General features: G+C 32.6%; 25 protein-coding genes and 1 tRNA gene. 18 read left to right on the forward strand and 8 right to left on the reverse strand.

Features of this window, described 5'->3' with window-relative positions:
- The first annotated feature begins 119 nt into the window (after window positions 1-119).
- The 7 genes from pflB (at window position 120) to OL234_RS04665 (ending at window position 7973) form a co-directional block, all read left to right on the forward strand.
- On the forward strand, window positions 120-2366 hold the full coding sequence (gene pflB, locus OL234_RS04635) for a formate C-acetyltransferase (protein WP_275469987.1): 2247 nt from the start codon (window positions 120-122) through the stop codon (window positions 2364-2366).
- An 87-nt stretch (window positions 2367-2453) separates the two neighbouring features.
- A complete protein-coding gene (pflA, locus tag OL234_RS04640) occupies window positions 2454-3224 on the forward strand; it encodes a pyruvate formate-lyase-activating protein (RefSeq protein ID WP_275470111.1) in 771 nt (256 codons plus the stop codon).
- 154 nt (window positions 3225-3378) lie between these two features.
- Window positions 3379-4347, forward strand: coding sequence for a LysR family transcriptional regulator (locus tag OL234_RS04645; RefSeq protein WP_275469988.1), 969 nt, complete (start codon window positions 3379-3381; stop codon window positions 4345-4347).
- Between the two features lie 12 nt (window positions 4348-4359).
- The gene (locus OL234_RS04650) at window positions 4360-5286 is read left to right on the forward strand and encodes a manganese-dependent inorganic pyrophosphatase (RefSeq protein ID WP_275469989.1); all 927 of its coding nucleotides are present in this window, start codon (window positions 4360-4362) and stop codon (window positions 5284-5286) included.
- 71 nt (window positions 5287-5357) lie between these two features.
- The gene (locus tag OL234_RS04655) at window positions 5358-6257 is read left to right on the forward strand and encodes a DUF1803 domain-containing protein (protein ID WP_275469990.1); all 900 of its coding nucleotides are present in this window, start codon (window positions 5358-5360) and stop codon (window positions 6255-6257) included.
- A 125-nt stretch (window positions 6258-6382) separates the two neighbouring features.
- Window positions 6383-6814, forward strand: a complete 432-nt coding sequence (locus OL234_RS04660) for a hypothetical protein (protein ID WP_275469991.1) — start codon at window positions 6383-6385, stop codon at window positions 6812-6814.
- Window positions 6815-6944: 130 nt separating this feature from the next.
- Window positions 6945-7973, forward strand: coding sequence for an acyltransferase family protein (locus OL234_RS04665; protein WP_275469992.1), 1029 nt, complete (start codon window positions 6945-6947; stop codon window positions 7971-7973).
- Between the two features lie 45 nt (window positions 7974-8018).
- Here OL234_RS04665 and OL234_RS04670 read toward each other — a convergent pair whose 3' ends face one another.
- The gene (locus OL234_RS04670) at window positions 8019-8897 is read right to left on the reverse strand and encodes a restriction endonuclease (protein WP_275469993.1); all 879 of its coding nucleotides are present in this window, start codon (window positions 8895-8897) and stop codon (window positions 8019-8021) included.
- Between the two features lie 195 nt (window positions 8898-9092).
- Between OL234_RS04670 and OL234_RS04675 the strand changes: the two genes are divergently transcribed.
- Both OL234_RS04675 and OL234_RS04680 read left to right on the forward strand, forming a co-directional pair.
- Window positions 9093-9740, forward strand: coding sequence for a hypothetical protein (locus tag OL234_RS04675; protein ID WP_275469994.1), 648 nt, complete (start codon window positions 9093-9095; stop codon window positions 9738-9740).
- Window positions 9741-9875: 135 nt separating this feature from the next.
- Window positions 9876-10082, forward strand: coding sequence for a hypothetical protein (locus OL234_RS04680; RefSeq protein WP_275469995.1), 207 nt, complete (start codon window positions 9876-9878; stop codon window positions 10080-10082).
- 225 nt (window positions 10083-10307) lie between these two features.
- Here OL234_RS04680 and OL234_RS04685 read toward each other — a convergent pair whose 3' ends face one another.
- The 4 genes from OL234_RS04685 to OL234_RS04700 form a co-directional block, all read right to left on the reverse strand.
- On the reverse strand, window positions 10308-10643 hold the full coding sequence (locus tag OL234_RS04685) for a DMT family transporter (protein WP_275469996.1): 336 nt from the start codon (window positions 10641-10643) through the stop codon (window positions 10308-10310).
- Window positions 10644-10970: a DMT family transporter gene (locus OL234_RS04690; RefSeq protein ID WP_275469997.1), complete on the reverse strand. Its 327-nt coding sequence runs from the start codon at window positions 10968-10970 to the stop codon at window positions 10644-10646.
- The gene (locus OL234_RS04695; protein WP_275469998.1) at window positions 10970-11506 is read right to left on the reverse strand and encodes a TetR/AcrR family transcriptional regulator; all 537 of its coding nucleotides are present in this window, start codon (window positions 11504-11506) and stop codon (window positions 10970-10972) included. The genes OL234_RS04690 and OL234_RS04695 overlap by 1 nt, the downstream gene beginning before the upstream one ends.
- A gap of 220 nt (window positions 11507-11726) precedes the next feature.
- Window positions 11727-11823, reverse strand: a tRNA-Sec gene (locus OL234_RS04700).
- A gap of 178 nt (window positions 11824-12001) precedes the next feature.
- Between OL234_RS04700 and selD the strand changes: the two genes are divergently transcribed.
- The 9 genes from selD (at window position 12002) to OL234_RS04745 (ending at window position 20302) form a co-directional block, all read left to right on the forward strand.
- The gene (selD, locus tag OL234_RS04705; RefSeq protein ID WP_275469999.1) at window positions 12002-13021 is read left to right on the forward strand and encodes a selenide, water dikinase SelD; all 1020 of its coding nucleotides are present in this window, start codon (window positions 12002-12004) and stop codon (window positions 13019-13021) included.
- Between the two features lie 23 nt (window positions 13022-13044).
- Window positions 13045-13662, forward strand: a complete 618-nt coding sequence (yedF, locus tag OL234_RS04710; protein ID WP_275470000.1) for a sulfurtransferase-like selenium metabolism protein YedF — start codon at window positions 13045-13047, stop codon at window positions 13660-13662.
- 11 nt (window positions 13663-13673) lie between these two features.
- Entirely contained in the window at window positions 13674-13952 is a 279-nt protein-coding gene (locus OL234_RS04715) for a putative Se/S carrier protein (protein ID WP_275470001.1), read from the forward strand.
- A 21-nt stretch (window positions 13953-13973) separates the two neighbouring features.
- The gene (locus OL234_RS04720) at window positions 13974-15119 is read left to right on the forward strand and encodes an aminotransferase class V-fold PLP-dependent enzyme (protein WP_275470002.1); all 1146 of its coding nucleotides are present in this window, start codon (window positions 13974-13976) and stop codon (window positions 15117-15119) included.
- The gene (gene selA / locus OL234_RS04725; RefSeq protein WP_275470003.1) at window positions 15100-16554 is read left to right on the forward strand and encodes an L-seryl-tRNA(Sec) selenium transferase; all 1455 of its coding nucleotides are present in this window, start codon (window positions 15100-15102) and stop codon (window positions 16552-16554) included. The genes OL234_RS04720 and selA overlap by 20 nt, the downstream gene beginning before the upstream one ends.
- Before the next feature lie 151 nt (window positions 16555-16705).
- Window positions 16706-16939 carry a hypothetical protein gene (locus tag OL234_RS04730; RefSeq protein ID WP_275470004.1) on the forward strand — a complete coding sequence of 78 codons (234 nt, stop codon included), beginning with the start codon at window positions 16706-16708 and terminating at the stop codon, window positions 16937-16939.
- A gap of 467 nt (window positions 16940-17406) precedes the next feature.
- Window positions 17407-18333 carry an aggregation-promoting factor gene (gene apf, locus OL234_RS04735; protein WP_275470005.1) on the forward strand — a complete coding sequence of 309 codons (927 nt, stop codon included), beginning with the start codon at window positions 17407-17409 and terminating at the stop codon, window positions 18331-18333.
- Window positions 18334-18569: 236 nt separating this feature from the next.
- Entirely contained in the window at window positions 18570-19685 is a 1116-nt protein-coding gene (locus OL234_RS04740) for a M20/M25/M40 family metallo-hydrolase (protein WP_275470006.1), read from the forward strand.
- Window positions 19686-19726: 41 nt separating this feature from the next.
- Window positions 19727-20302 carry a hypothetical protein gene (locus OL234_RS04745; protein ID WP_275470007.1) on the forward strand — a complete coding sequence of 192 codons (576 nt, stop codon included), beginning with the start codon at window positions 19727-19729 and terminating at the stop codon, window positions 20300-20302.
- Between the two features lie 30 nt (window positions 20303-20332).
- Here OL234_RS04745 and OL234_RS04750 read toward each other — a convergent pair whose 3' ends face one another.
- From OL234_RS04750 to OL234_RS04760, 3 genes are all read right to left on the reverse strand, one after another.
- Window positions 20333-20941, reverse strand: coding sequence for a disulfide bond formation protein B (locus OL234_RS04750; RefSeq protein ID WP_275470008.1), 609 nt, complete (start codon window positions 20939-20941; stop codon window positions 20333-20335).
- An 11-nt stretch (window positions 20942-20952) separates the two neighbouring features.
- Window positions 20953-21114: a DUF5993 family protein gene (locus OL234_RS04755; RefSeq protein WP_275470009.1), complete on the reverse strand. Its 162-nt coding sequence runs from the start codon at window positions 21112-21114 to the stop codon at window positions 20953-20955.
- Between the two features lie 265 nt (window positions 21115-21379).
- Window positions 21380-22048 (reverse strand): hypothetical protein, encoded by a 669-nt coding sequence (locus OL234_RS04760; protein ID WP_275470010.1) that lies wholly within the window; start codon window positions 22046-22048, stop codon window positions 21380-21382.
- Window positions 22049-22065: the final 17 nt, after the last annotated feature.

Raw genomic sequence — 22065 nt, forward strand, 5'->3', positions numbered from 1 at the left:
AACAAAAGCATGCATTTTTTTAGCAATTTTCTATTGTGATTTTTTTATCTTGTGTTATACTATGTTTATAAACCTGTTATATATGACTTATTCATATAAATTAAAGGAGGCCATTAATTATGGACGCATGGAAAGGCTTTAAAGGCAATCAATGGAAAGAAGAAGTTAACGTTAGAGACTTCATTCAAGCAAACTACACAGAGTACACTGGTGATGATAGTTTCTTAGAACCGATTGCACCAAGTACAGACAAATTATGGACAAAATTACAAGAGTTATTTGATGTACAACACGAAAAAAATGGTGTGTACGATATGGATACTAATATCCCTGCAACAATCACATCACATGAACCTGGTTATTTAATTAAAGAAGAAGAAACAATTGTTGGGTTACAAACTGATGTTCCATTAAAACAAGCATTCATGCCATTTGGTGGTATCAACATGGCAAACAACGCTTTGACTTCAAATGGGTATGAGATTGATCCAGAAATGTCTCATATTTTTACAGATTACCGTAAAACACATAACCAAGGTGTATTCGATGCTTACACACCTGAGATGCGCTCAGCACGTAAAAATAAAATTATTACTGGTTTACCAGATGCTTACGGACGTGGACGTATCATCGGTGACTACCGTCGTTTAGCTTTATATGGTGTTGACTTCTTAATGGCTCAAAAAGCTAAAGATCATGCCAATACTGGTAACAAAGTTATGACAGATGATGTTGTTCGTTTAAGAGAAGAAATTTCAGAACAATATCGTGCATTAGGACAAATCAAAGAAATGGCAGCCTCATATGGATTTGATGTTTCTAAACCAGCAACTGATTCTAAAGAAGCGATTCAATGGTTATACTTTGGTTACTTAGCAGCAATCAAATCACAAAATGGAGCGGCAATGTCTATCGGACGTATCTCAGCATTCTTAGACATTTATATCCAACGTGATTTAGAAGCAGGTGTCATTACTGAATTTGAAGCACAAGAAATGATTGATCATTTAATCATGAAATTGCGTATGGTTAAATTTGCTCGTACTCCAGAGTACAACCAATTATTCTCTGGTTACCCAATTTGGGCTACTTTATCAATCGCTGGTATGGGATTAGATGGACGCTCATTAGTTACTAAGAACGATTTCCGTATCTTACATACATTAACAAACATGGGACCTTCTCCAGAACCAAACTTAACAGTATTATATTCATCAAGCGAACCAGAAGGGTTCAGAACATATGCTGCTAAAATTGCTAAAGAATCATCATCAATCCAATTCGAAAATGATGACTTATTGCGCGCTAACTGGGGATCAGATGACTGTGCGATTGCATGTTGTGTCTCTGCAACAGTTATGGGTAAAGATATGCAGTTCTTCGGAGCTCGTGCTAACTTAGCTAAAGCTGTGCTTTATGCAATCAACGGTGGTGTTGATGAAATGACTAAAGCTCAAGTTGCACCAAAATTCCGTCCAATGACTGGCGATAAATTAGACTACAACGAATTTATTGAACGCTATAAAGATATTATGGATTGGTTAGCAGAATTATATGTTAATACTCTAAATGTTATTCACTACATGCATGATAAATATGCATATGAAGCGCCTCAATTAGCATTTATGGATAGTGATTTAAAACGTACGTTCGCAACAGGGATTGCAGGTATTTCACATGCGGCAGACAGCTTAATGGCTATCAAACATGGTAACGTTGAAGTTATTCGCGATGAAAATGGTTTAGCTATTGATTACAAACCAACTCAAGAATTCCCAACTTACGGAAATGATCAAGAAGAAGCTGATGAGATCGCTAACTGGATTTTAGATTATTTCATGACTCAAATCAAACGCCAACATACTTACCGTAACTCTACACCAACAACATCATTATTAACAATCACTTCAAACGTTGTTTATGGTAAAGCTACTGGTAATACACCTGATGGCCGTCGTGCTGGTAAACCTTTAGCACCAGGAGCAAATCCATCTTATCAAGATGGTAAATTCCTAGGAGAGAAACATGGTCTTTTAGCGTCATTGAACTCAACTGCTCGTTTACAATACACTAACGCTTTAGATGGTATTTCAAATACTCAAACTATCAATCCTAACGGATTAGGTAAAGATGATGACACTCGTATTAATAATCTACGTAACGTTATGGATGGATACTTTGATAAAGGTGGTTATCACTTAAACGTGAACGTATTTACTAATGAATTATTACTAGATGCGCAAGCTAACCCAGAAAAATATCCAAACTTAACAATCCGTGTATCTGGCTATGCTGTTAAATTCCGTGATTTAACGCCAGAACAACAAGCAGATGTTATTTCAAGAACTTCACACGATCATATGTAATTTCTAGAAACATCTGTTATAATAGATACATAATTTTAAAGGGGTGACTAATTAGTCATCCCTTTTATAATAAGGATGGGAATCGAAATGACTAAACCTGTAGTAGGGCGTATACATTCAACAGAAAACTTTGGAACCGTTGATGGTCCTGGTGTTCGTTTTATTATTTTTACACAAGGTTGTCGTATGCGTTGCGAATTTTGTCATAATCCAGATACTTGGGAAATTGGCAAGGGGCGTGAAGTGACAGCTGATGAAATGATTGAAGAAGCTTTGAAATATCGCAGTTATTGGGGTGAAGAAGGCGGCATCACCATTAGTGGTGGAGAGCCATTGTTGCAAATGGATTTTTTAATTGATGTATTTAAAAAAGCGAAAGCTTTAGGAATCCATACGACAATCGATACTTGCGGAAAACCTTTTACGAGAGAAGAACCATTTATTAGTGAATTTACTGAACTAATGAAATATACTGATTTGTTACTTTTTGATATTAAACATATTGATGCAGAAGGTCATAAACGTTTAACACAACAGTCTAATGATAATATTTTAGAAATGGCACAATACTTATCTGAAATTAATCAGCCTGTTTGGATTCGTCATGTATTAGTACCAGAAAGAACAGATTATGATGAATTTTTAATCCGTTTAGATGAGTTTATTAAAACACTTAACAATGTAGATAAAGTAGAAGTATTACCGTACCATACTATGGGTAAATTCAAATGGGATGAGTTAGGTTTAACCTACCCACTTGAAGGTATTAATCCACCTGAAAAAGAGCGTGTAGAAAATGCTAAAAAATTATTACATGTTGCTGATTATAAAGGGTATGAAACGCATAAAGGAAAGTAAAAAACAAATCGATTCTAGGTTAATCTAGAATCGATTTGTTTTTCTAGTTTTATAGAGAATTTTAAGTATGAAAAATCGTGAAAGAACTAATATTTTGAGTTGAATTATGATACAATGAATACGGATTTTCATTTTTCAGAAAGAGGGTTATCAAGTGAAAGAACATCCTAATAAATTGATTTCATCCAGAGCATTTGCTTATTTTTTACAGTTAGCCGAAACACTTAATTATACTAAAACAGCACAGCTTTTAGGCATATCTCAGCCAGCTTTGACGCAACAAATTAAAAAATTGGAAAGCAAAGTGGGTGCTTCATTATTTAGAACAGCAGGTAAGCAACTATCCTTGACAGAAGCTGGGATTATCATGAAAGAGGCCGTTGAAAATATTTATGATGTTTTAGTCGAAGCAACTGAAAAAATTCACGATGAAAACTCATGTACACAAGGAAAAATCACTATTGGTATTTCTGCTTCCGTGGAAGATTGTGTGCTTACAAGTTTTATTACGGATTATTTCAAAGAATATCCTAATGTTGAAGTGACTCTTTTTATGGTAGGACGTAGAGAAGTCTGGGAATTTCTTGAAAAAAATAAAATTGATATAGCTATTTTATACTTACCAAGCGGTGTTTTAAATAAATGGTCAGGGTATGAGTCCATTGATATTATTACTGATGAATTATTATTTTTACATCATGATGCAGAACTAGAGTTAAAAGAAAGTATTACCTATAAAGAATCTCAAGAATACCCATGGGTCACATATCCCAAATCTTATTTTGTATCAGAAGTAATCCAATCAGCTTTTGAGTCAATTGATATGAAAAAACCAGAAAGTGTTGCTCATTTTACTAAACCAGAACAAATGTTTCGATTTAGTAATGAAACAGGGGTCAATACAGCCTTGCCACGTTCATTTTTTCAAGCGCATAAAAGAGAGGGCGAGTTACGAGCGATACCTTTTAATCCGCCAATTACAATGGATTTAACCTTTGTTTTTAGAAAAGAGAAGATGAATGTTCCAAGAATTGCTCATTTTTTAAATGTATTTCAAGATTATGTTAAAGACGAAGATTATATTTCTCGTTTAAAAAATAATAATAAAAAAAATATTGAATAGGGAGTTTTTATTATGTCAAAAGTTTTAGTTTTTGGTCATCAAAATCCAGATACAGATGCTATTACATCTGCAATTTCATTTGCTTATTTGCAAAAACAATTAGGAGTTGACGCTGAAGCGGTAGCTTTGGGACCAGTTAGTGAAGAAACACAGTATGCTTTGGACTACTTTAAAGTTGAGGCTCCTCGTGTGATTGAAACAGCTGGAAATGAAACAAACCAAGTGATGTTAGTTGACCATAATGAGGCTCAACAAAGTGTTGTTGATATCAAGGACTTGGAAGTTTTAGCGGTAGTTGATCATCATCGTATCGCTAATTTCGAAACAAGTAACCCATTATTTTATCGTGCAGAACCTGTCGGTTGTACAAATACTATTATTTTAAAAATGTATAAAGAACATAACATTGAAATACCAGCTGCTGTTGCAGGGCTAATGTTATCAGCTATTATTTCTGACACGTTATTATTTAAATCACCAACATGTACAGAACAAGATATTAAAGCAGCTAAAGAATTATCAATGATTGCTAAAATTGATTTAGATGTGTATGGATTAGAAATGTTAAAAGCTGGGACTAACTTAAATACTAAATCTGATGAGCAGTTACTTTCAATGGATGCTAAAAGCTTCCCAATGGGTACTAAGAGCGTTCGTATTGGTCAAGTCAACACAGTAGATGTTGATGACGTATTAGAGCGACAAGCGACTTTAGAAGCGGCTATGGAAGCAGAAAATAAAGCTGAGGGATATGATTTATTCTTATTAGTGATCACTAACATCTTAGATAGCGATTCTGTTATTTTAGCTGTTGGGGATGGTATGGATAAAGTAGAAAGTGCTTTTAATGTGAAATTAGAGAATAATACTGCTGTCTTGCCAGGCGTTGTTTCTCGTAAAAAACAAGTTGTACCACAATTGACAGACGCATTTAAATAAAATAAAAATAGCAATCTGTTAAACAGATTGCTATTTTTATTATGAGTCTAGAGCAATAAGGAGACCGGTTAATGAAAAATTATCAATTACTGTCATTAAATTATCAAAGTAGTCATATATCAGAAGAATTAGTAAAAAAAATAACAAATTTATGTAATTGGATGATAAATGAAAATGTTACAGAAGCGAGTTTGGCAACTATAAAAAAACAATTTCCTAAATGGAAAACCCTTCCTATTGATATTGATATACTTGTGTCTCAAGGGATTTTAGAAAGGTATGACCGTCGTTATCGTTTTAGTGTGCCACTTTTAAATAGAACTGGGTGGTATGAACTTGAAAAAGTAGTGACATCATCTTGCGATAAATTAATCTATCAGTTATCTCATAATAGTGTTACTAGTTTAGCGTGTTTCATCGAATTTGCGAAGTTGCCTCAACAAGTTTATTTGGCAGCAGAAGGAGTTTCTGAACCTTATAAAGACTATCATTTATTACGGACAGATAATTTTATCTATTTAGATAGCCCATCAAAATTGGGATACGCCAGCTATTTTAAAGAAAATCAGATGAAGCTGCCACCTGTATCTCATAACTTAACTAAGTTATTAGGTGATGTTAATCCAGATTACTTTTGTGAAATGGTAGGAAAAGTTATTGGAACAATTAAAAATCAGACTGATTACGATAGGGTTAAGCGACCTAATATTTTTATGGAAAGTTTAGAACTATTGGGATATATTTCGCTTTCAGAAGAACAAAAAATAAGCTTTGACTATCAATATATTGAAGTAACAAAAAGAGAATTAGAGAAAGAGAGTAGTCAATTTAGTAATACATTTACAGAGGGATTGACAGAATGTCAAAGTCAGTTACCTCATTTGGATAGTGAGATTTTAGAATTATTGATGTATCGTTATTTAATATCATCATTACAGATAAATAAATATCTATTTGCAATAAAAAAATAATTTAGGTTGTAAAGTGAGTACTTGATTATATTATGTATAGTAATCAGGTACTTGCTTTTTTTTTGTGATAAGCTAAACTTAAGATAGAAAAGATAAAGGTAAGAGTTAAAGGGGTAAGCTAACGAATGGATGAAATCATTGAGGTAATCGAAAGTGAGTCACTATTACTTGCAGAAGCGAGCTTTTTAGAAATGGCATATGATCCGGATTCAGACTTAAAAGGAAATAGAAAAAAAGTGAAAAAAAATTATGACTTAGATTCTGATTCAGATGAGGTTAAATCAGAAGGATTAGATGGTTTAAATGGCAATTCTGGTAAGCAAGGCAATACAGGACTTAAAGGTAATCAAGGTTATTTAGGAAACTTAGGCAAAATTGGCAAAGAAGGCAAACGTTTAGATGCGTTAAATTTTTCTTTTTTTAATGGTAACCGTGAAAAAAAATGGGCTTTTCCAAAAATAAGCGAAAAGGTTGAACTGGAATCAGTCTTATCTTTCGTTTTTGTTACAATCAGTTTGTCTTTGATTTATTTCACCTTAAGACAGCAAGATGATTAATTTACTATGCCTCAAAAGACGTGTCATAAGATAGTAAACAGAATGTAATGTACTGTGTCTTGTTAAAAAAGTCAAAGTAATTTAAAATTGTTAATTATTGATAAACTTATGACAAAATAGGAGGTTATTAATGACTGAGAAACGTTCAAATGACAGGGATTATTATTTTGACAATGCTAAATTTATTTTAATAGCTCTTGTGGTATTTGGTCATTTTATACAGCCTTTTATAAGTAAAAATTGGTTGTTAGAAGATCTTTATTATTTTATTTTTACATTTCATATGCCGTCGTTTATTTTCATATCTGGTTATTTTAGTAAAAAGTATCAAGAACCTTATTATTTACTAAAAGTCACAAAAAAATTATTATTTCCTTATCTCATGTTTCAAATATTGTACAGTATTTTTTATGCATGCATTGGGTTATCAAACGGCTTCAACTTTAAGTTATTAGTACCTGAGTGGTCTTTATGGTTCCTTCTGAGTATGTTCTTTTGGCAATTGAGTTTATTTTTATTTGGTAAGTTATCCCCTTTTCTTGGTATTTTACTTTCAATTATTATGAGCGGACTGGTTGGATATGTCCCATTCATTGGTCAAGAATTGAGTATCTCACGCACATTAGTTTTCTTACCATTTTTTTTAATTGGTCATTATACAACACCAAGGGCGATTCAAATCGTCCGATCAAGACTGCCAAAGTTAATCGCCATAGGTTTGTTTTTTTTAGTAGCTCTTTTAGTTGAACAGAATGACCAAATGAACAAATACTGGTTTTTTGGCTCATTATCTTATGATCACTTTTTAGAAAATCCATCATTAGGTTTTATTGTGAGACTGTATATCTATAGTCTTAGTTTTTTAGCAATGCTGGCTTTTTTCATTATTATACCTAAATATAGATTATTTTTTAGTAGGTGGGGGAGAAACACCTTATATACCTATTTGCTGCATGGTTTTTTAATAAAAGCTTTGCGCGCGGCTGATATTAGTAGCATCCCACTAACTAGTTTTAGTTTTTTTATATTATTTATTTTAAGTATTAGTGTTAGTATTATTTTATCAACCAATCGAGTGGCTAAAATTTGTCAACCTGTGATGGAATATCAAAAATTTTATACTTTATGTTACACTAATTATCAAAAGTTTCTACAATAAAAAGACGAACATTATCTATTTTAAGATAAGATTCGTCTTTTTTTATTAAATATTATTTTTAATAATTACTTTTCTTTGTTTTGTTTGGTCATCGTACGCCACGATACCGCGTGATTCCATTGTCTTTAAGAGGCGATCTGCCCGAATATAACCAATTTTTAATTGTTTTTTTAAAAGCGAGACATTGGCCTTTCCTTCTCGTATAACTAGGTTTACGGCATCGTCATAAAGACTATCTAGTTCTTCATTTTTTTTAGCTACTACTAAGGGGGAAGGGTCATGATCGTGAGTATAGAAAAAATCATCTGCTAAAATACTGTCAGGTACATTTACTTTTACAAAAGCTTCTTTCAGTAGTTCTATTAAATAATCTCTATCCCATAATTCGATATTAGTTTTCTCTGCTGCCGCCATGGCAGGAGCTGTGAAATAGTTAGTAGTACAAACGATACCAAAATCACAATCATAAATGGTCGTACCAGTAAAACATTCTTGAACAGCTTTAATGTCTACACTAGAAGAATAATGCTTACATTGGACAGCAAATAGATAGCCACTTTTTTCTGCAATAATATCTACCCCTTTGTCTCCTGAGGCAGGGGTGACTCGAGTCGTATATCCAAGCTTAACAAGCAAGTCAGAAATAAAGGATTCAAATTCAAGCCCATTTAAACTATCAATATATTTTAACTCTGTCGCAAGTAAAAAATGCTGAATATCATGCAAGTAATTTTTAAAGAAGCCGATATTTCGCTTTAGTTTATCATTTAATTGTTGATGGTTAAAGATGTCTTCAACAAGATTTTCTTTAGTTTCACGTAATTGTTTTATTTCATATTCCAACATGGCAAGTTCTTTTTGCTTATCTTGTAATAGTGACTGAGTTTTAATTTCTTCATATTTTTGACGTCTAGATAAAAACACAATTCGCACTCCTTAATAAATTAATGCTATTTAACTTTTATTATAGCTATATTACCACAAAATAAAGGGAATAGACAGAAATAGACAAGTTGAGTACACTAAAATAATAATAGTTTATCTTTATCAAAAGCGATGGTTAAAAGGATTAGAAAATGTTATGATAAAAAAGAAATTTGATTAAGTGAGGGTTATGATATGAAAAATAATAATTTTGTACAAGTGACAGATGTAACAGAGACGGAGACAATCACCTTTTTACACATTATCAAAGAGATGGTTAGTTATTTTAAAGTGGCTGTCAATGAAGAGGTTTATAGTACTCAATTGCCCTATAAAGCAATAATAGAGGAAGAAGAAGTTAGTTTAATTAGCTTAACATCTGATTTACAATTAGATGTAGTAATAATAAGAGATCCTGATGATAGTTACCATGTAGAAATAATAAATGATGAGAATTACGTCCTTTCTTTACCTTCTTATCAAGATATTGGGAGTAAAGAATTAGAACAATTAGCAAATTTTGATAAAAAAATAGAGCGATTAAGTGGTCAATCTGACGATGAAGCTTTTATGATCCAACTAGCAAGTGGAATCAACGACAATTTTTCTAAAGGAAAGGCTATAGATGAAGTAGTTATCAATCCCTACTTAGATCTTGATAAAGCAAACATAGAAGGATTTTTAGAAAACGGTGGGGTACAGTTTAAGAATAATTTAGTAGTTATCCCTAGTGCTTCAAGTCTTTTTCATGAAACATTTATTGTATTAGCACTAAAAAATAATGAGATAGTGGACATGAAACAACAAGCTTATTTTGCTGGAGATATAAAAATTATAAAATAACTTCATATTTTAACAATATAAAGTTAAGAAAATATTAATCCTTTTTCTTAATATAATTGATATTATTAACCTATTAGTGATTTAACGTTGCTTTATTAAAAGTTAAATCAACATAAGACTTAGGAGTGGATATCAATGGTAATTAACTCGCATTTTAATGATCATATGGGATTTAAAGTAGCATTTGAAAAAGAAGGCGTTATTTTTTATAGAACAATTGTAAGTGATTTAGAGATGACAGAGGAACAATTGATGAATAACCTTCAATTAGAGTTAGAAAATGAAGATGTTACAGTTAAAAGTGTAGTGGAAGAAGAATATTTACTATCATTAGTTGAATAAAGTAAAAAATGTTAGTCGTTGATGTAATGAAATAAAGAGTATCTTATTTAAATAAGTCACTATTTTGTAAAAAATTCTACATATTGCTGTTTTTTTAAAAAAACAGGATAAACAAAAATAATATTAATGTGTTATTATTATTACATAACACACCACTAACAGATTTTTATCCAAAAAAAGGCTTAACATTACCGCTCAGTAATGTTAAGTCTTTTTCCCTTTTTATTAAGTGTTTTTTTTAGTATCAGTCGGACTATTTAAAAAAATAATACCTAAGATAATTAAAGTAAAGCCAAAAGCAGTCATCATGTTGAATGGATCATTCCAAAGAAGGACACCGATGGAGGCTGTCAAAATCGTTCCCGCCCCTGTCCAAATCGCATAAGCAACACTTAAGGGTAATGTTTTCAAACAAAGAGATAAAAAATAAAATGCTCCGATATAACCGATGGTTAGTAAAATAGAAGGGAGTAAGTTTGAAAAACCTTCAGATAATTTCAGCATAGTTGTTGCAAAAACTTCAAGAATAATCGAACCAATTAAATAATAGTAACCAGTCACCTAATGGACACCTCCATATAAATTTAAAACAATCACACCTAAAATGATCAGACCAATCCCACTTATCTTCTTAAAATTTAAAGGTTCATGGTATCGTAAGACTCCAATTAAGCAAGTTAAAATAGTTCCAATTCCACCCCAAATGGCATAAGCACCACCAAGAGGGAATAATTGAAGGACTAGTGATAGAAAGAAAAAAGAGATGGCGTAACTCACGACAACGAGCACACTAGGTAGTAATTTTGTAAAGCCACGTGTTAATTTTAGAGAAGAGCTTGCTAGTACTTCAAACAAGATAGACCCTCCCAAATAAAAAGCTATTTTCATTATTGATTTTCCTCCAAAAAAGTGTATAAATAATTAAGTGTTTCCAAGGTTTCCAAATCATCTAAAGGCATATTATTTAAATAGCGTGAATAATATAGACCATCGATAGTCATGCGAATGATATTGGATTGAGAGGAAGGAACTTTGTCATACGCCAGCTTTTCTAATAAACTAACATAGGAGTCAGACATATCATGGTGTGTATATTGACTGATAATGATGGCTAAATTATACTCAGTTTCACCCAATAAATCTGATTTAGAACACTCTATAAATGATTTGTGATATTTGAAAGTGTCATTCAAGGGGTAAGTCCTAGCAACTTCTTCAAAATTTTTAGTAAATTTTTGAGCAATAGCATCAGCCAAGGTGTTGAGTAAATTATTTTTGTTAGTAAAATGATATAAAATCCCACTCTTGGTTGAAATAGATTTATCAGCCAATAAATCCAAGGTGAAGTTAGAAATATCACATGTTTTTAATAAGCTTAAGCAATCTTCAAGAATAATTTTTTTAGTTTTATCTCCTTTTGTCAAGATAATGCCTCCTTTTAAACAAAAACTGACCACGCGGTTAATTTTAACCTTGTAGTAGTTAGGTGTCAATGATTATTTCCCACGAAGTAAATTTAAAAGTAGTAGTTTAAAATAAAAGATTATGCTATTAGCGTCCTATGAATAATAAAAAAGTCTCACCTTTAAAAGAGGTGAGACTTTTTTTATTATATACTATCTATTTTGATTATTTAAATAAAATTGGCGGGAAAGTGTGGGAATCGAACCCACCTAAGAAGCTCTTAACTCCTCATGCTGGTTTTGAAGACCAGAGGGAACACCAGAACCCATCCAATCCCATTTAACAAGATAAGTATACCATAACTACCAACAGAATGACAACGCTTTCTTTTTTGGAAGGTAGATAAAAAGATTGTGAGAAGCATTGCAAAGATTGTTTGTAAGCGTTATCATCGAGTTGTAAGTTCTACGTGTAAATTAGGAAAATTAAGTCTTAAACTAAGAGGAGATTGAATAATGAAAGAAAAACTGATGATTTGTGGTGGGTGCAATGCCAAAATTGGGCCTGGAGATTTGAATAAAATCTTAACTAAGATACCTCAGACAACTTCAGAAAGACTGTTAGTAGGTTTTGATACATCAGATGATGCTGCGGTTTTGAAAATGACAGATGATTTAGCAATTATTCAAACATTAGATTTTTTTCCCACGATGGTCAGTGATCCATATCTTTATGGGAAAATTGCAGCCACGAATGCTCTAAGTGATGTTTATGCAATGGGCGGAGAAGTGTTATCTGCGATGAATATTGTTTGTTTTCCGGAAAATTATGATCTAGAAATGTTAGGAGAAATATTAAAAGGTGGGGCTGAAAAAGTTAAAGAAGCAGGTGGTGTGTTAGTTGGAGGACACTCTATCCATGATAGTACGCCTAAATATGGCCTTTCTGTGACTGGATTAATTCATCCTGATAAAATTTTAAAAAATAATAATTGCCAATTAAATGATAACTTAATACTAACTAAGCCAATCGGGAGTGGGATTATCACAACAGCTTATAGTGTAGGAGAAGCCTCAGAAAAAGCTTTTTTAGAAGCGACTGAAGCGATGCAAACTTTAAATAAGTACGCAGCAGAGGTAATAGTAGACTATGACGTCAATAGTTGCACAGATGTGACCGGTTTTGGTTTGGCAGGTCATTTATTAGAGATGTTGGCAGGTGCTTATAGTGCCAATATTTATTTTGACAAAATACCGTATATCATGGAGGCATATGAATGTGCTAAAGAATGTTTAGTCACAGCAGGTGGACAACGAAATAGAAATCAATTTTCTAATCAAGTTGAAAATATAACTCAGGAATTTGCTGTCGAGGAGTTGATATATGATCCCCAAACTTCGGGAGGTCTGTTGTTAAGCGTAACAGAGAAAGAGACTGACGAACTTTTATTAGCTTTGTTAGATGCAGGGGTCTCAGCTTCATTGATAGGAAAAGTTATAGAAAAAAATAAGGTAGGTATTACTATTTATAATTAAACAATAGAAAGGAAGTCTATAAGTTGGAAAAAATTAATTGTTTGGGAGACGCTTGTCCTCTACCGGTTATCAAAACCAAGAGAGCTTTGAAAAAAGCGAATAAAGTTGAAGTCTTAGTTGATAATCTTATTGCGACACAAAATCTAGTGAAAATGGCAGAACAACTGGGGGGAAATGTATCAGTTGTGAAGGAAAATGACAATTTGTATCATGTTTTTTTACTTAAAGAAGAGAATTCATTAGTGACGGATTCGGATATTACTGATATTACTATAGAAGAATCTAAATATAATTATAAAAAGGAGCAACCTTATATCGTCGTTTGTTCCTCTGAAATGATGGGGGCAGGTGAGACAGAGCTTAGCAAACTTTTGATTAAAAGTTTTTTATACGCCTTAACAGAACAAGATGTCTTACCTGAAAAAGTTTTATTATACAATAAAGGAATTTATTTAGGGTTAAAAGACTCGGAAACAGTAGCTGATTTACATTTATTAGAACAAGCGGGAGTCGATATTATGTCATGTGGCTTATGCGCTGATTACTATGGTGTAACAGATGATATTGAAGTAGGGACGATAACAAATATGTACGCTATTATTGAAAATATGCGTTTGTACCCAGTGGTTAAACCATCTTAGGAGGTGACGTGATGCTTACTTATTTAGTGATTGTTTTTGATTCGACTCACTATGCTATTAAAACGGAAAAATTAATGAAACAAGTGAATATTTCTGGCCGATTAATCCCGACACCTGGTAATTTAAGAGCGGGATGTGGCTTGAGTTATAAAGTTGACATTAATTTGAAAAAAAAGGTTCTGACTTTATTAAACGAAGAAATTGGACAAGGTTACGAAGTGTTTGAAATAAAAAAGTCTGAAAAAGGAACTGATAGTGAGCAATTAACCGTCTTAAATGAGTTTAATTAAACAAGGAGGTGTTATTTACAGATGTATTATTTTGACAACGCGGCAACTACCATAAAAAAACCTAAACAAGTTGGAGAAGCTATTTTTGAAGCTGTTACATCAGAGAAGGTAGGAAATCCAGCCAGAGGTGCACATAGTTATTCGATTGATGCTTTTAGCGCTGTCTATGAAGCGCGGTTGAAGATAGCTTCTTTATTTGGTGCAAGCGATGAACTTGCTGTGGCTTTTACCCAGAATGCAACAATGGCTTTAAACATTGCTATTAAAGGATTGATACCCTCGGACTGTCATGTTATTACAACTGTTTTAGAGCATAATTCGGTCTTAAGACCTCTTTATGAACTAAGTCAAAGAAATGTGAACCTGTCATTTGTAAATTATGACAAAGACAGGCAGTGTTTATGTTATGAAGAGTTCGAAAAGTTAATACAAGAAGACACACGAGCAATTGTTTGCACACAAGTCTCAAATGTTTTAGGCGATATTGTTAATCTTGAATTTATTTCTAAACTATGTCAAAAATATAATTTGTTATTTATTGTTGATGGCTCACAAGGAGCTGGATTAGTTCCCTTTAACTTTGATAGGTTAAAAGTTGACGCATTTTGTTTTACGGGTCATAAAAGTTTGTATGGTCCTCAGGGAACAGGAGGACTTATTGTGAAATCAGATAGTCAAATAAAAGGAATAGTATCAGGCGGGAGTGGTAATCTGTCATTTTCTAAAAAACATCCTCAAGAATTACCAGATCGTTTGGAAGCAGGCACCTTGAATAGTCATAGTTTAATAGGCTTATCAGCTGGAATTGATTATGTTCTTGATGAAACACCTGAAAAGTTGTGGAACCAACAAATCAAGTTAACTTCTAAGATGCGAGAAGTTTTTAAGTCGATGGATAGCATTTCATTATACGGCTCAGATACGCAAAGCATTGGAACTTTAGCGTTAAATATTGGTCAGGTTAATGCAAGTGACATTGCGATGCTGTTGTGGGATGAATATAGGATTGCTGTAAGGGCGGGAAGTCATTGTGCTCCCCTTGTTCATCAAACTTTTAAAACGATAGAACAAGGAATGGTTAGATTTTCTTTTTCAAGTTTTACAACGGTTGAAGAAATTGACTATGCTATTGAAGCGGTAGACGCTATTGCGAAAAAAATCAGGTAAGGAAAAAGGTGAAGAAGTGACTAAAAGTAATCTGGCATTGTTACCTTCTGTAAGTGAGTTACTAAAACAACCCCAAATGGCTTACTATCAAACTGTTATTGGTCAACTATTATTAATAGAAGTAATTCGTGAAAGTATCAATTTAAAAAGACAGCTATTTTTATTAGGTAACACAAAAGTACTTGCTACTACTAAAGAAGAAAATATTCATAATTTAATGATTGAAATATCTCGTAAAGTTAAAGAAAAACAGACGGTTAATTTGAAAAGAGTGATTAACGCAACAGGGATTGTCTTACATACAAATTTAGGTCGAGCGATTCTACCCCGAAAGGTTCAAGAGAATATAGTTCAAGTTACATCTGGTTATACCAATCTAGAATATGATATCGACAAAGGACAGAGAGGTTCGCGTTATGATCATTTGCTAACAATTATTAAAGAACTGACAGGTGCAGAGGACGCTTTAGTTGTTAATAATAATGCCGCAGCAGTGTTATTAGTGTTAGATACACTGGCTAAAAATAAAGAAGTCATTGTCTCAAGAGGTGAGCTAGTTGAGATTGGGGGATCTTTTAGAATACCTAATGTTATACAAGCAAGCGGGTGTATTCTTAAGGAAGTTGGGACAACCAACAAAACACATTATTATGATTTTGAAGAAATCGCAACTGAAAATACAGGCGCTATTTTAAAAGTTCATACAAGTAATTATAAAATTATAGGGTTCAGTCAGATGGTAGAGAGTAAAAAGTTAGCAAATTTAGCAGCATCCAAAGGGATTCCTTATGTTGAAGATTTGGGTAGTGGTTTATTTATCGATCTGAGTCCATATGGTCTTAGCCACGAAGCGACAGTTAATGAGACAATTAGAGCAGGAGCAGACATCGTGACTTTTAGTGGTGATAAGATTTTAGGTGGCCCTCAAGCGGGGATTATCATAGGGAAGAAACACTATATTAATCAAATAAAAAAAAATCAATTAACTCGTTGTTTGAGAGTCGATAAAATGGTTCTGGGAGCTTTGGAAGCAACGTTTAAATTGTACCAAGACGAGGCTGTAGCGTTAAATGCAATCCCAACCTTAAAAATGCTAACAACCTCTTTAAGAACTCTTGAAATAACAGCTGAAAATTGGCAAGCACAGTTAGAGAAAAAAAAACTGCCGATTGAAATAAACTTATTCCCAGTTAGATCTCAAGTAGGTGGCGGTGCCTATCCAGGTGATTCTCTAAAGTCAATCGCCTTACAATTAATACCAAGTGATATGAGTGTGAATCACTTAGAACATGCTATGAGGATGCAAGATATTCCTATTATAACGAGGATTAAGGAAGAGTCAATTTTGCTAGATGTTCGAACTATTTCAGAAGAAGATTGGAACTATATAGTAGACTCTTTAGTTGCAATCTTTCATAGAGAAGGGGATAGTTAATACGATATTTAGTAATACAATAAGTAATTGTCTTACGAACTTAAAGTAATTAGAAAGGGTAAAATAACCAATCATGATATATAATAAAACCTACTATAGTATAGAATTTATTTAGATATGGGTAAAAATGTGAGAGGAAGTAATTTGTCTTATGGGAATAAAAAGTTTTTTTAGCAGAAAAAAAACCTTAATTGGTAATCAAGAAATGATAACTAAGGCGATTAATTTTATTGAAATGGAAGAAAATACTTCTAAAACTGAGATTTTAGATTTTTTAAAAAAAGAAGCAATGAAAGAAGTTAATAATAACCAGTTGGAAACATTCCCTAAAGAGCAAGAGTTCTTAGAGTTGTATACATTAGTGACGACTATCTATAAAAAATAAGATAAAATAACAGTATTATCTAGTAGACATGGCATTTACTAATAAAACAACTTTAAAAAAGCTAATTTGGTTGACTTAAACAACTGAATTAGCTTTTTTGGGTTAAAAATAAAAGAGAAGTTCATTTATTTATTAAGTATTTGAACCTTTGTAACATAAGTATAAAATTTAATGGTGTAGAAGTTAAGAAAAAAAGAGAATTTATACAATTGAAATCCTAAATGATGTTAACGTTTTAACGTTGTTTCTATAGGTTTTTCGTTTTTTTTATAAAAGTGTATAAAAAACTGAAATTGAATAAAATTTCAATTTTAGTTCTTCAAGTTAGTGAAATGTTATATTTCACTACATAATTTCTGTGAAGAGATGGATATCTTACTGTAATACTTTTGTAATATTTCTATGTTACATTAAGTAGGTCGAAACGAGAGAGAATACTTTCTCAAATCATTGGAGGAATTTAAAACATGTCAGTAAAAAAATTATTAGTATCAACAGCAGTATTAGGTGGAGTAGTTGCAGGTGGATTATTTGCAAGTGAAGCTAGTGCGGATAGCATTTATACAGTAAAACAAGATGATTCTTTATCAAAAATTTCATATCGTTTAAATGGTGACTTTAGTTTAGTTGACCAATTAGCAACAGTGAATAACATTAAAAATATTGATTTAATTTTTGTAGGTCAAAAATTAAATTTATCAGTTGATGGAACAATTAAGCCAGCAACTCAAGAAGATATCGCGACAAAACCTGAAGTAGCAAACCCAGAAGAAGCAGTAACAGTACCTGAAGCTCAAATGGAAGCGGTAGTAGAAGCAGGTCCTACAGAAAAAGATGTATATACAGTTGCTGTAGAACAACAACCAGTTCAAGAAGAAACTTATGTAGCACCTGTTGTAGAAGAACAACCAGTTCAAGAGGAAGCTTATGTAGCACCTGTTGTAGAAGAACAACCAGTTCAAGAGGAAGCTTATGTAGCACCTGTTGTAGAAGAACAACCGGTTAAAGAAGAAGCTTATGTAGCACCTGTTGTAGAAGAACAACCGGTTAAAGAAGAAGCTTATGTAGCACCTGTTGTAGAAGAACAACCAGTTCAAGAGGAAGCTTATGTAGCACCTGTTGTAGAAGAACAACCGGTTAAAGAAGAAGCACCAGTTTCAAATGTAAGTGGTAGTGATGCCGATGCAAAAGCATGGATTGCTATGAGAGAATCAACAAATAGCTATACCGCTCAAAATGGTTACTACTATGGTAAATACCAATTAGGACAAAATTTATTAAAATATGGAACATCACCTGAAGGACAAGAACGTGCAGCTGATGAATATGTATCAGAACGTTATGGTTCATGGTCAAATGCACAACAATTCTGGATGTCAAATAACTGGTATTAAAAAGCATTTCAAAAAAAGAGACTACTCAGGTAGTCTCTTTTTTATTTGACAAGAGATAAGTATTTAGCTTAAACTTACGACATTAGGTATTCTATTTAAGAAAATAATGACCATTATGGCTTTTAAAAAGCAACAATAGTAGCATAAAGAGAGACTAGGCATTTTATTAAGTATCTATCTATGCGTATTGGATGTCTTTTAAATAAGTTATCTCGGTAAGAAGTGAGGAAATTAAGATGATAACCAATCAATTGATAACCAAAACGGTTATCGCTTTTCAAAATTATTTATATCAAACAGCTTTTTTTTTGGAAAATGAGCAACAAGGGCTATCGCAAAAGGTCACTAGTGATTTTATAAAAAAAGAATTAGCTACCTTAAATTTACCGATTTATCCAAGTTCAAATACTGGTTTTTTTGCTGTATTAGACAGTGGAAAGCCAGGTAAGACCATTGCTTTGAGAAGCGGACTTGATCGTCACTTACTTAATGATACAAAAGTATCTTATATAGATAACGACAGTACTTTACATTTTGAAAATCAAATGAAAAATATAGCGACTATGTTAGCAACAGCCCATATTTTGAAAAGTTGGCAATCTGATTGGACCGGTAAGGTCATCTTTATTTTTGAAGATAGTGAAAAAAATGGGACCGGTATTTTTAAAATGGTTCAAAGTCTATCAAAATGGCCAATTGATGCTATTTACGGCTGGCATTTGACCGAAAAGTTAGAATCAGGAACGTGTAGTTTGACTCCAGGACCTGTTATGAGAGGGAAAAGAAGATTGTCTGTCGACATTGAAAATAGGGGACAGGAGCGTGCTAATGCACTTTTAGCTGGATCAATGATTATATCAGAGCTATTGTCAACATGTAATAACGAAGTTACTCATTTAGATATTACACAAATCAATACGCCTGTAGTGCCGGGAACTATCCCTAGATTAATTAGAATTAAAGGGCGATTGTCCTTCCTTAATGCAGAGGAAGGGATAACTAGTTTGCAACAGACCAAAGAGATAATTACTAAGCAAGCTGATAAATATGGTTGTCAAATTAAATATGGACCAGATATAGAGACTGGTTTAAACCCGGTGATCAATAATCTTAAATTGACCAATAATTTTAAGAAAAGTTTATTAAATCTATCTGAGGATAGTTTAGCTCCAGATCAATCACTCAATACTGCTAATTCTTTTACGAGATATAGGGAACTAGCACCTAGTGTTATGTCTTTAATAGGAGCAGCTAGTTTGCAATATGAAAAAAAAAGCAATTTAATGGATGAGAAATTAGCTAAATATAGTCTGGCAACTATGTTGAAGCTTACTACAGATTTCTTAAATTAATTGCATCAACAATCAAATGGAAGGGTCGTGATGAGGTGTCCTTGATAACAGTAGTTGGAAATAAATTAGGAGTTAGCATGGTTTCAGATGGCACAACACTTTTTGACAAAGAGGATCGATTATTATATGGAAAACCTCGTGAGTATAAAGAGTATGTAGTTTCTTTAAATGGTAGGATGTCAAGAGACTCTTTTATAGACACATTTAAAAGAATTGAAAATGTCTTGGAAAAACCTACAACAAATAGTTGCGCATTTAAAGAGTTAGAAAGTATTATTAAAGAGGTCGTTTATCAAAAAGATGATGCAGAGATATTTTTAGTGTTTTCAGGCTTTCGCAATGGTCAAGGTTATTTATTTAGTACATCTAACCTTCCTTTTGAGGAGACTCATAAACTTAGATTAACAGAAGATACTCGTTTTTTAATTATGAGCAGAAGCGATGCGTATAAAAAGCATGTTGGGATGTTTCAAAAAATGTTGAGCGAAAACCAACTTGAAAGATTTGACGATATTAGAAAAACTCAGGAAAATTTCAATGCGAGGTTAACAGGACTAGATTCAACGATTAATAATAAATTAACTTCTATTGTGGTGATGAATACAATCATCAAATAATAAAAAAGAAGACCTCTAGGGTCTTCTTTTTTATTTGAATAAATCGAATAGTTGGTATTCAGTTGGATCATCAGGTAACAAGAAGTTAAATCCTTGTTGGAAAATCATCGCAATAAAGGCAATGATTACAATTACGAAGAATACCCAAACAACCAGTTTAGCTACCCCTACGAAAGGTGTAATCTCGTCAGCTGGTGGAACTAATTTATCAGCAAAGATTAAGTTAGCTGCACAAAAGACAATAACGATAAAGAATGTTACTAAAGACCAGGTATAGAAATGGATACCTAAGAAAGCTCCACCAAAACCAGGATCTTCAGGTGAGATATGTAATAAAATTTGTCTAACAGATGAAATCATACCGACACAGGCAGCAATGATTGACATACCGTATCCAATGGCAAATTTTTGGATGTTAATTTCACCTTTTAATGTTGATACAATAATATAAATAGGTCCGACAACAGCTAACATCATGCTATATCTTTGGATAACACACAATGGACATGGCAATTCACCTAAAATGAATTGTGCTCCCATACTTCCACTGATTACCAAGATATATGCGCCGATAAAAGCAACAGCTAGCCAGAAACCTAAGAATTTAATGTTTTCTTTAATAAATTTTCCAATATTCATTATAATTCCTCCTATAAGCTAATTGGTAATGTACTTGTTGCGTGAAGCTTGAATAAAATTAGTGATAAAATAATAAGGACAAACCACAACATAATTACCTTCCAAGATGTATCTTTTTTGACAATTAACATGTAAAACAAACTAGTCATCAAAAATAAAATAATGATATCCATAAATACAACGCCTCTTTCTTTGTGTTTTTGTTCACGACGTAATAGTAGCATACCAGAAAAGAATAAGGAGGGTTTGCTTGAAAAAAATAATATGTTTTCATGAAAGTTTAATGAAAATTATATATACATTTAATAAAAGGTTGATAAATGCAACTGTTAACTCATAAAGCGCTTTAATAAAAAAACTAACCCCTTATTTATATAGAGTAGTTCTCTCTAAATAGGAGTTAGTTTTTTACTAGTCTAATCTAGTATATAAGGACTATTAGTCAAATTTTATAGGTATATTATAAGTATGTTGAGACTCATGATCTAAAAATTCTGAAGTTAGATAATTAGCCTTAACTAATAATTTTGCGTTTTTTAATTGCTCTATGTTTAACGTTTTTATAAAAAAAGGTGTGTATCCTGATTTCGATACTCCTTTTAAAATTTCGCCATCCCAGTAGCCCATATCAAGGGTAGCTTCAACCTCTTGTTTCTCTCCGATGATTAAAAGACTGTTATTAGGATAGATAGCAACATCACGCTCAGGACTATTAAACTTAAAATGAACAAGTAAAACAGCTTCATAGGAAGTATTATCACGTGATTTATAGTCTTTTAATTGTAGCAAAGTAGCTGTATCTATTTCGATATGCAAGCCTTGCCAGGTGTCGTCTTGAAAATTTTGGGGATAGGTGTTGTATTGGGTAATAATTGCAGCCTTATCTTGAGAATGGTAGGCTAATTCGTTAAAATCTGTGTCTTTGCTTAACAAGCGTTCATCCGTATCAATTTCTAAAGCTAAATTTTTTTTTACAGTATAGTCATCAAATAAGTGAGGGTAAGATTTTTTCGATTGATTAAGGCACCCACTTAAAAATAAACAGATTAGTGATAGACATAATAATTGAGACATTCTTTTCATTAAATCTCCTCCAATAGATTCCATAAAAATAAAGCGCTTTC

Origin of the sequence: Vagococcus intermedius (assembly GCF_029144185.1) — a bacterium.
Lineage (GTDB): Bacteria > Bacillota > Bacilli > Lactobacillales > Vagococcaceae > Vagococcus_D > Vagococcus_D intermedius.

What these genes read in the sequence shown, in the direction of transcription:
- OL234_RS04720 (WP_275470002.1), top strand. Translation starts at nt 13,974, where the DNA reads ATGTATTATTTTGACAACGCGGCAACTACCATAAAAAAACCTAAACAA.
- OL234_RS04665 (WP_275469992.1), top strand. Translation starts at nt 6,945, where the DNA reads ATGACTGAGAAACGTTCAAATGACAGGGATTATTATTTTGACAATGCT.
- OL234_RS04730 (WP_275470004.1), top strand. Translation starts at nt 16,706, where the DNA reads ATGGGAATAAAAAGTTTTTTTAGCAGAAAAAAAACCTTAATTGGTAAT.
- OL234_RS04690 (WP_275469997.1), bottom strand. Translation starts at nt 10,970, where the DNA reads ATGAAAATAGCTTTTTATTTGGGAGGGTCTATCTTGTTTGAAGTACTA.
- pflB (WP_275469987.1), top strand. Translation starts at nt 120, where the DNA reads ATGGACGCATGGAAAGGCTTTAAAGGCAATCAATGGAAAGAAGAAGTT.
- OL234_RS04655 (WP_275469990.1), top strand. Translation starts at nt 5,358, where the DNA reads ATGAAAAATTATCAATTACTGTCATTAAATTATCAAAGTAGTCATATA.
- OL234_RS04715 (WP_275470001.1), top strand. Translation starts at nt 13,674, where the DNA reads ATGCTTACTTATTTAGTGATTGTTTTTGATTCGACTCACTATGCTATT.
- OL234_RS04755 (WP_275470009.1), bottom strand. Translation starts at nt 21,114, where the DNA reads ATGGATATCATTATTTTATTTTTGATGACTAGTTTGTTTTACATGTTA.
- OL234_RS04740 (WP_275470006.1), top strand. Translation starts at nt 18,570, where the DNA reads ATGATAACCAATCAATTGATAACCAAAACGGTTATCGCTTTTCAAAAT.
- OL234_RS04680 (WP_275469995.1), top strand. Translation starts at nt 9,876, where the DNA reads ATGGTAATTAACTCGCATTTTAATGATCATATGGGATTTAAAGTAGCA.
- apf (WP_275470005.1), top strand. Translation starts at nt 17,407, where the DNA reads ATGTCAGTAAAAAAATTATTAGTATCAACAGCAGTATTAGGTGGAGTA.
- OL234_RS04660 (WP_275469991.1), top strand. Translation starts at nt 6,383, where the DNA reads ATGGATGAAATCATTGAGGTAATCGAAAGTGAGTCACTATTACTTGCA.
- OL234_RS04760 (WP_275470010.1), bottom strand. Translation starts at nt 22,048, where the DNA reads ATGGAATCTATTGGAGGAGATTTAATGAAAAGAATGTCTCAATTATTA.
- OL234_RS04675 (WP_275469994.1), top strand. Translation starts at nt 9,093, where the DNA reads ATGAAAAATAATAATTTTGTACAAGTGACAGATGTAACAGAGACGGAG.
- OL234_RS04650 (WP_275469989.1), top strand. Translation starts at nt 4,360, where the DNA reads ATGTCAAAAGTTTTAGTTTTTGGTCATCAAAATCCAGATACAGATGCT.
- OL234_RS04750 (WP_275470008.1), bottom strand. Translation starts at nt 20,941, where the DNA reads ATGAATATTGGAAAATTTATTAAAGAAAACATTAAATTCTTAGGTTTC.
- selD (WP_275469999.1), top strand. Translation starts at nt 12,002, where the DNA reads ATGAAAGAAAAACTGATGATTTGTGGTGGGTGCAATGCCAAAATTGGG.
- pflA (WP_275470111.1), top strand. Translation starts at nt 2,454, where the DNA reads ATGACTAAACCTGTAGTAGGGCGTATACATTCAACAGAAAACTTTGGA.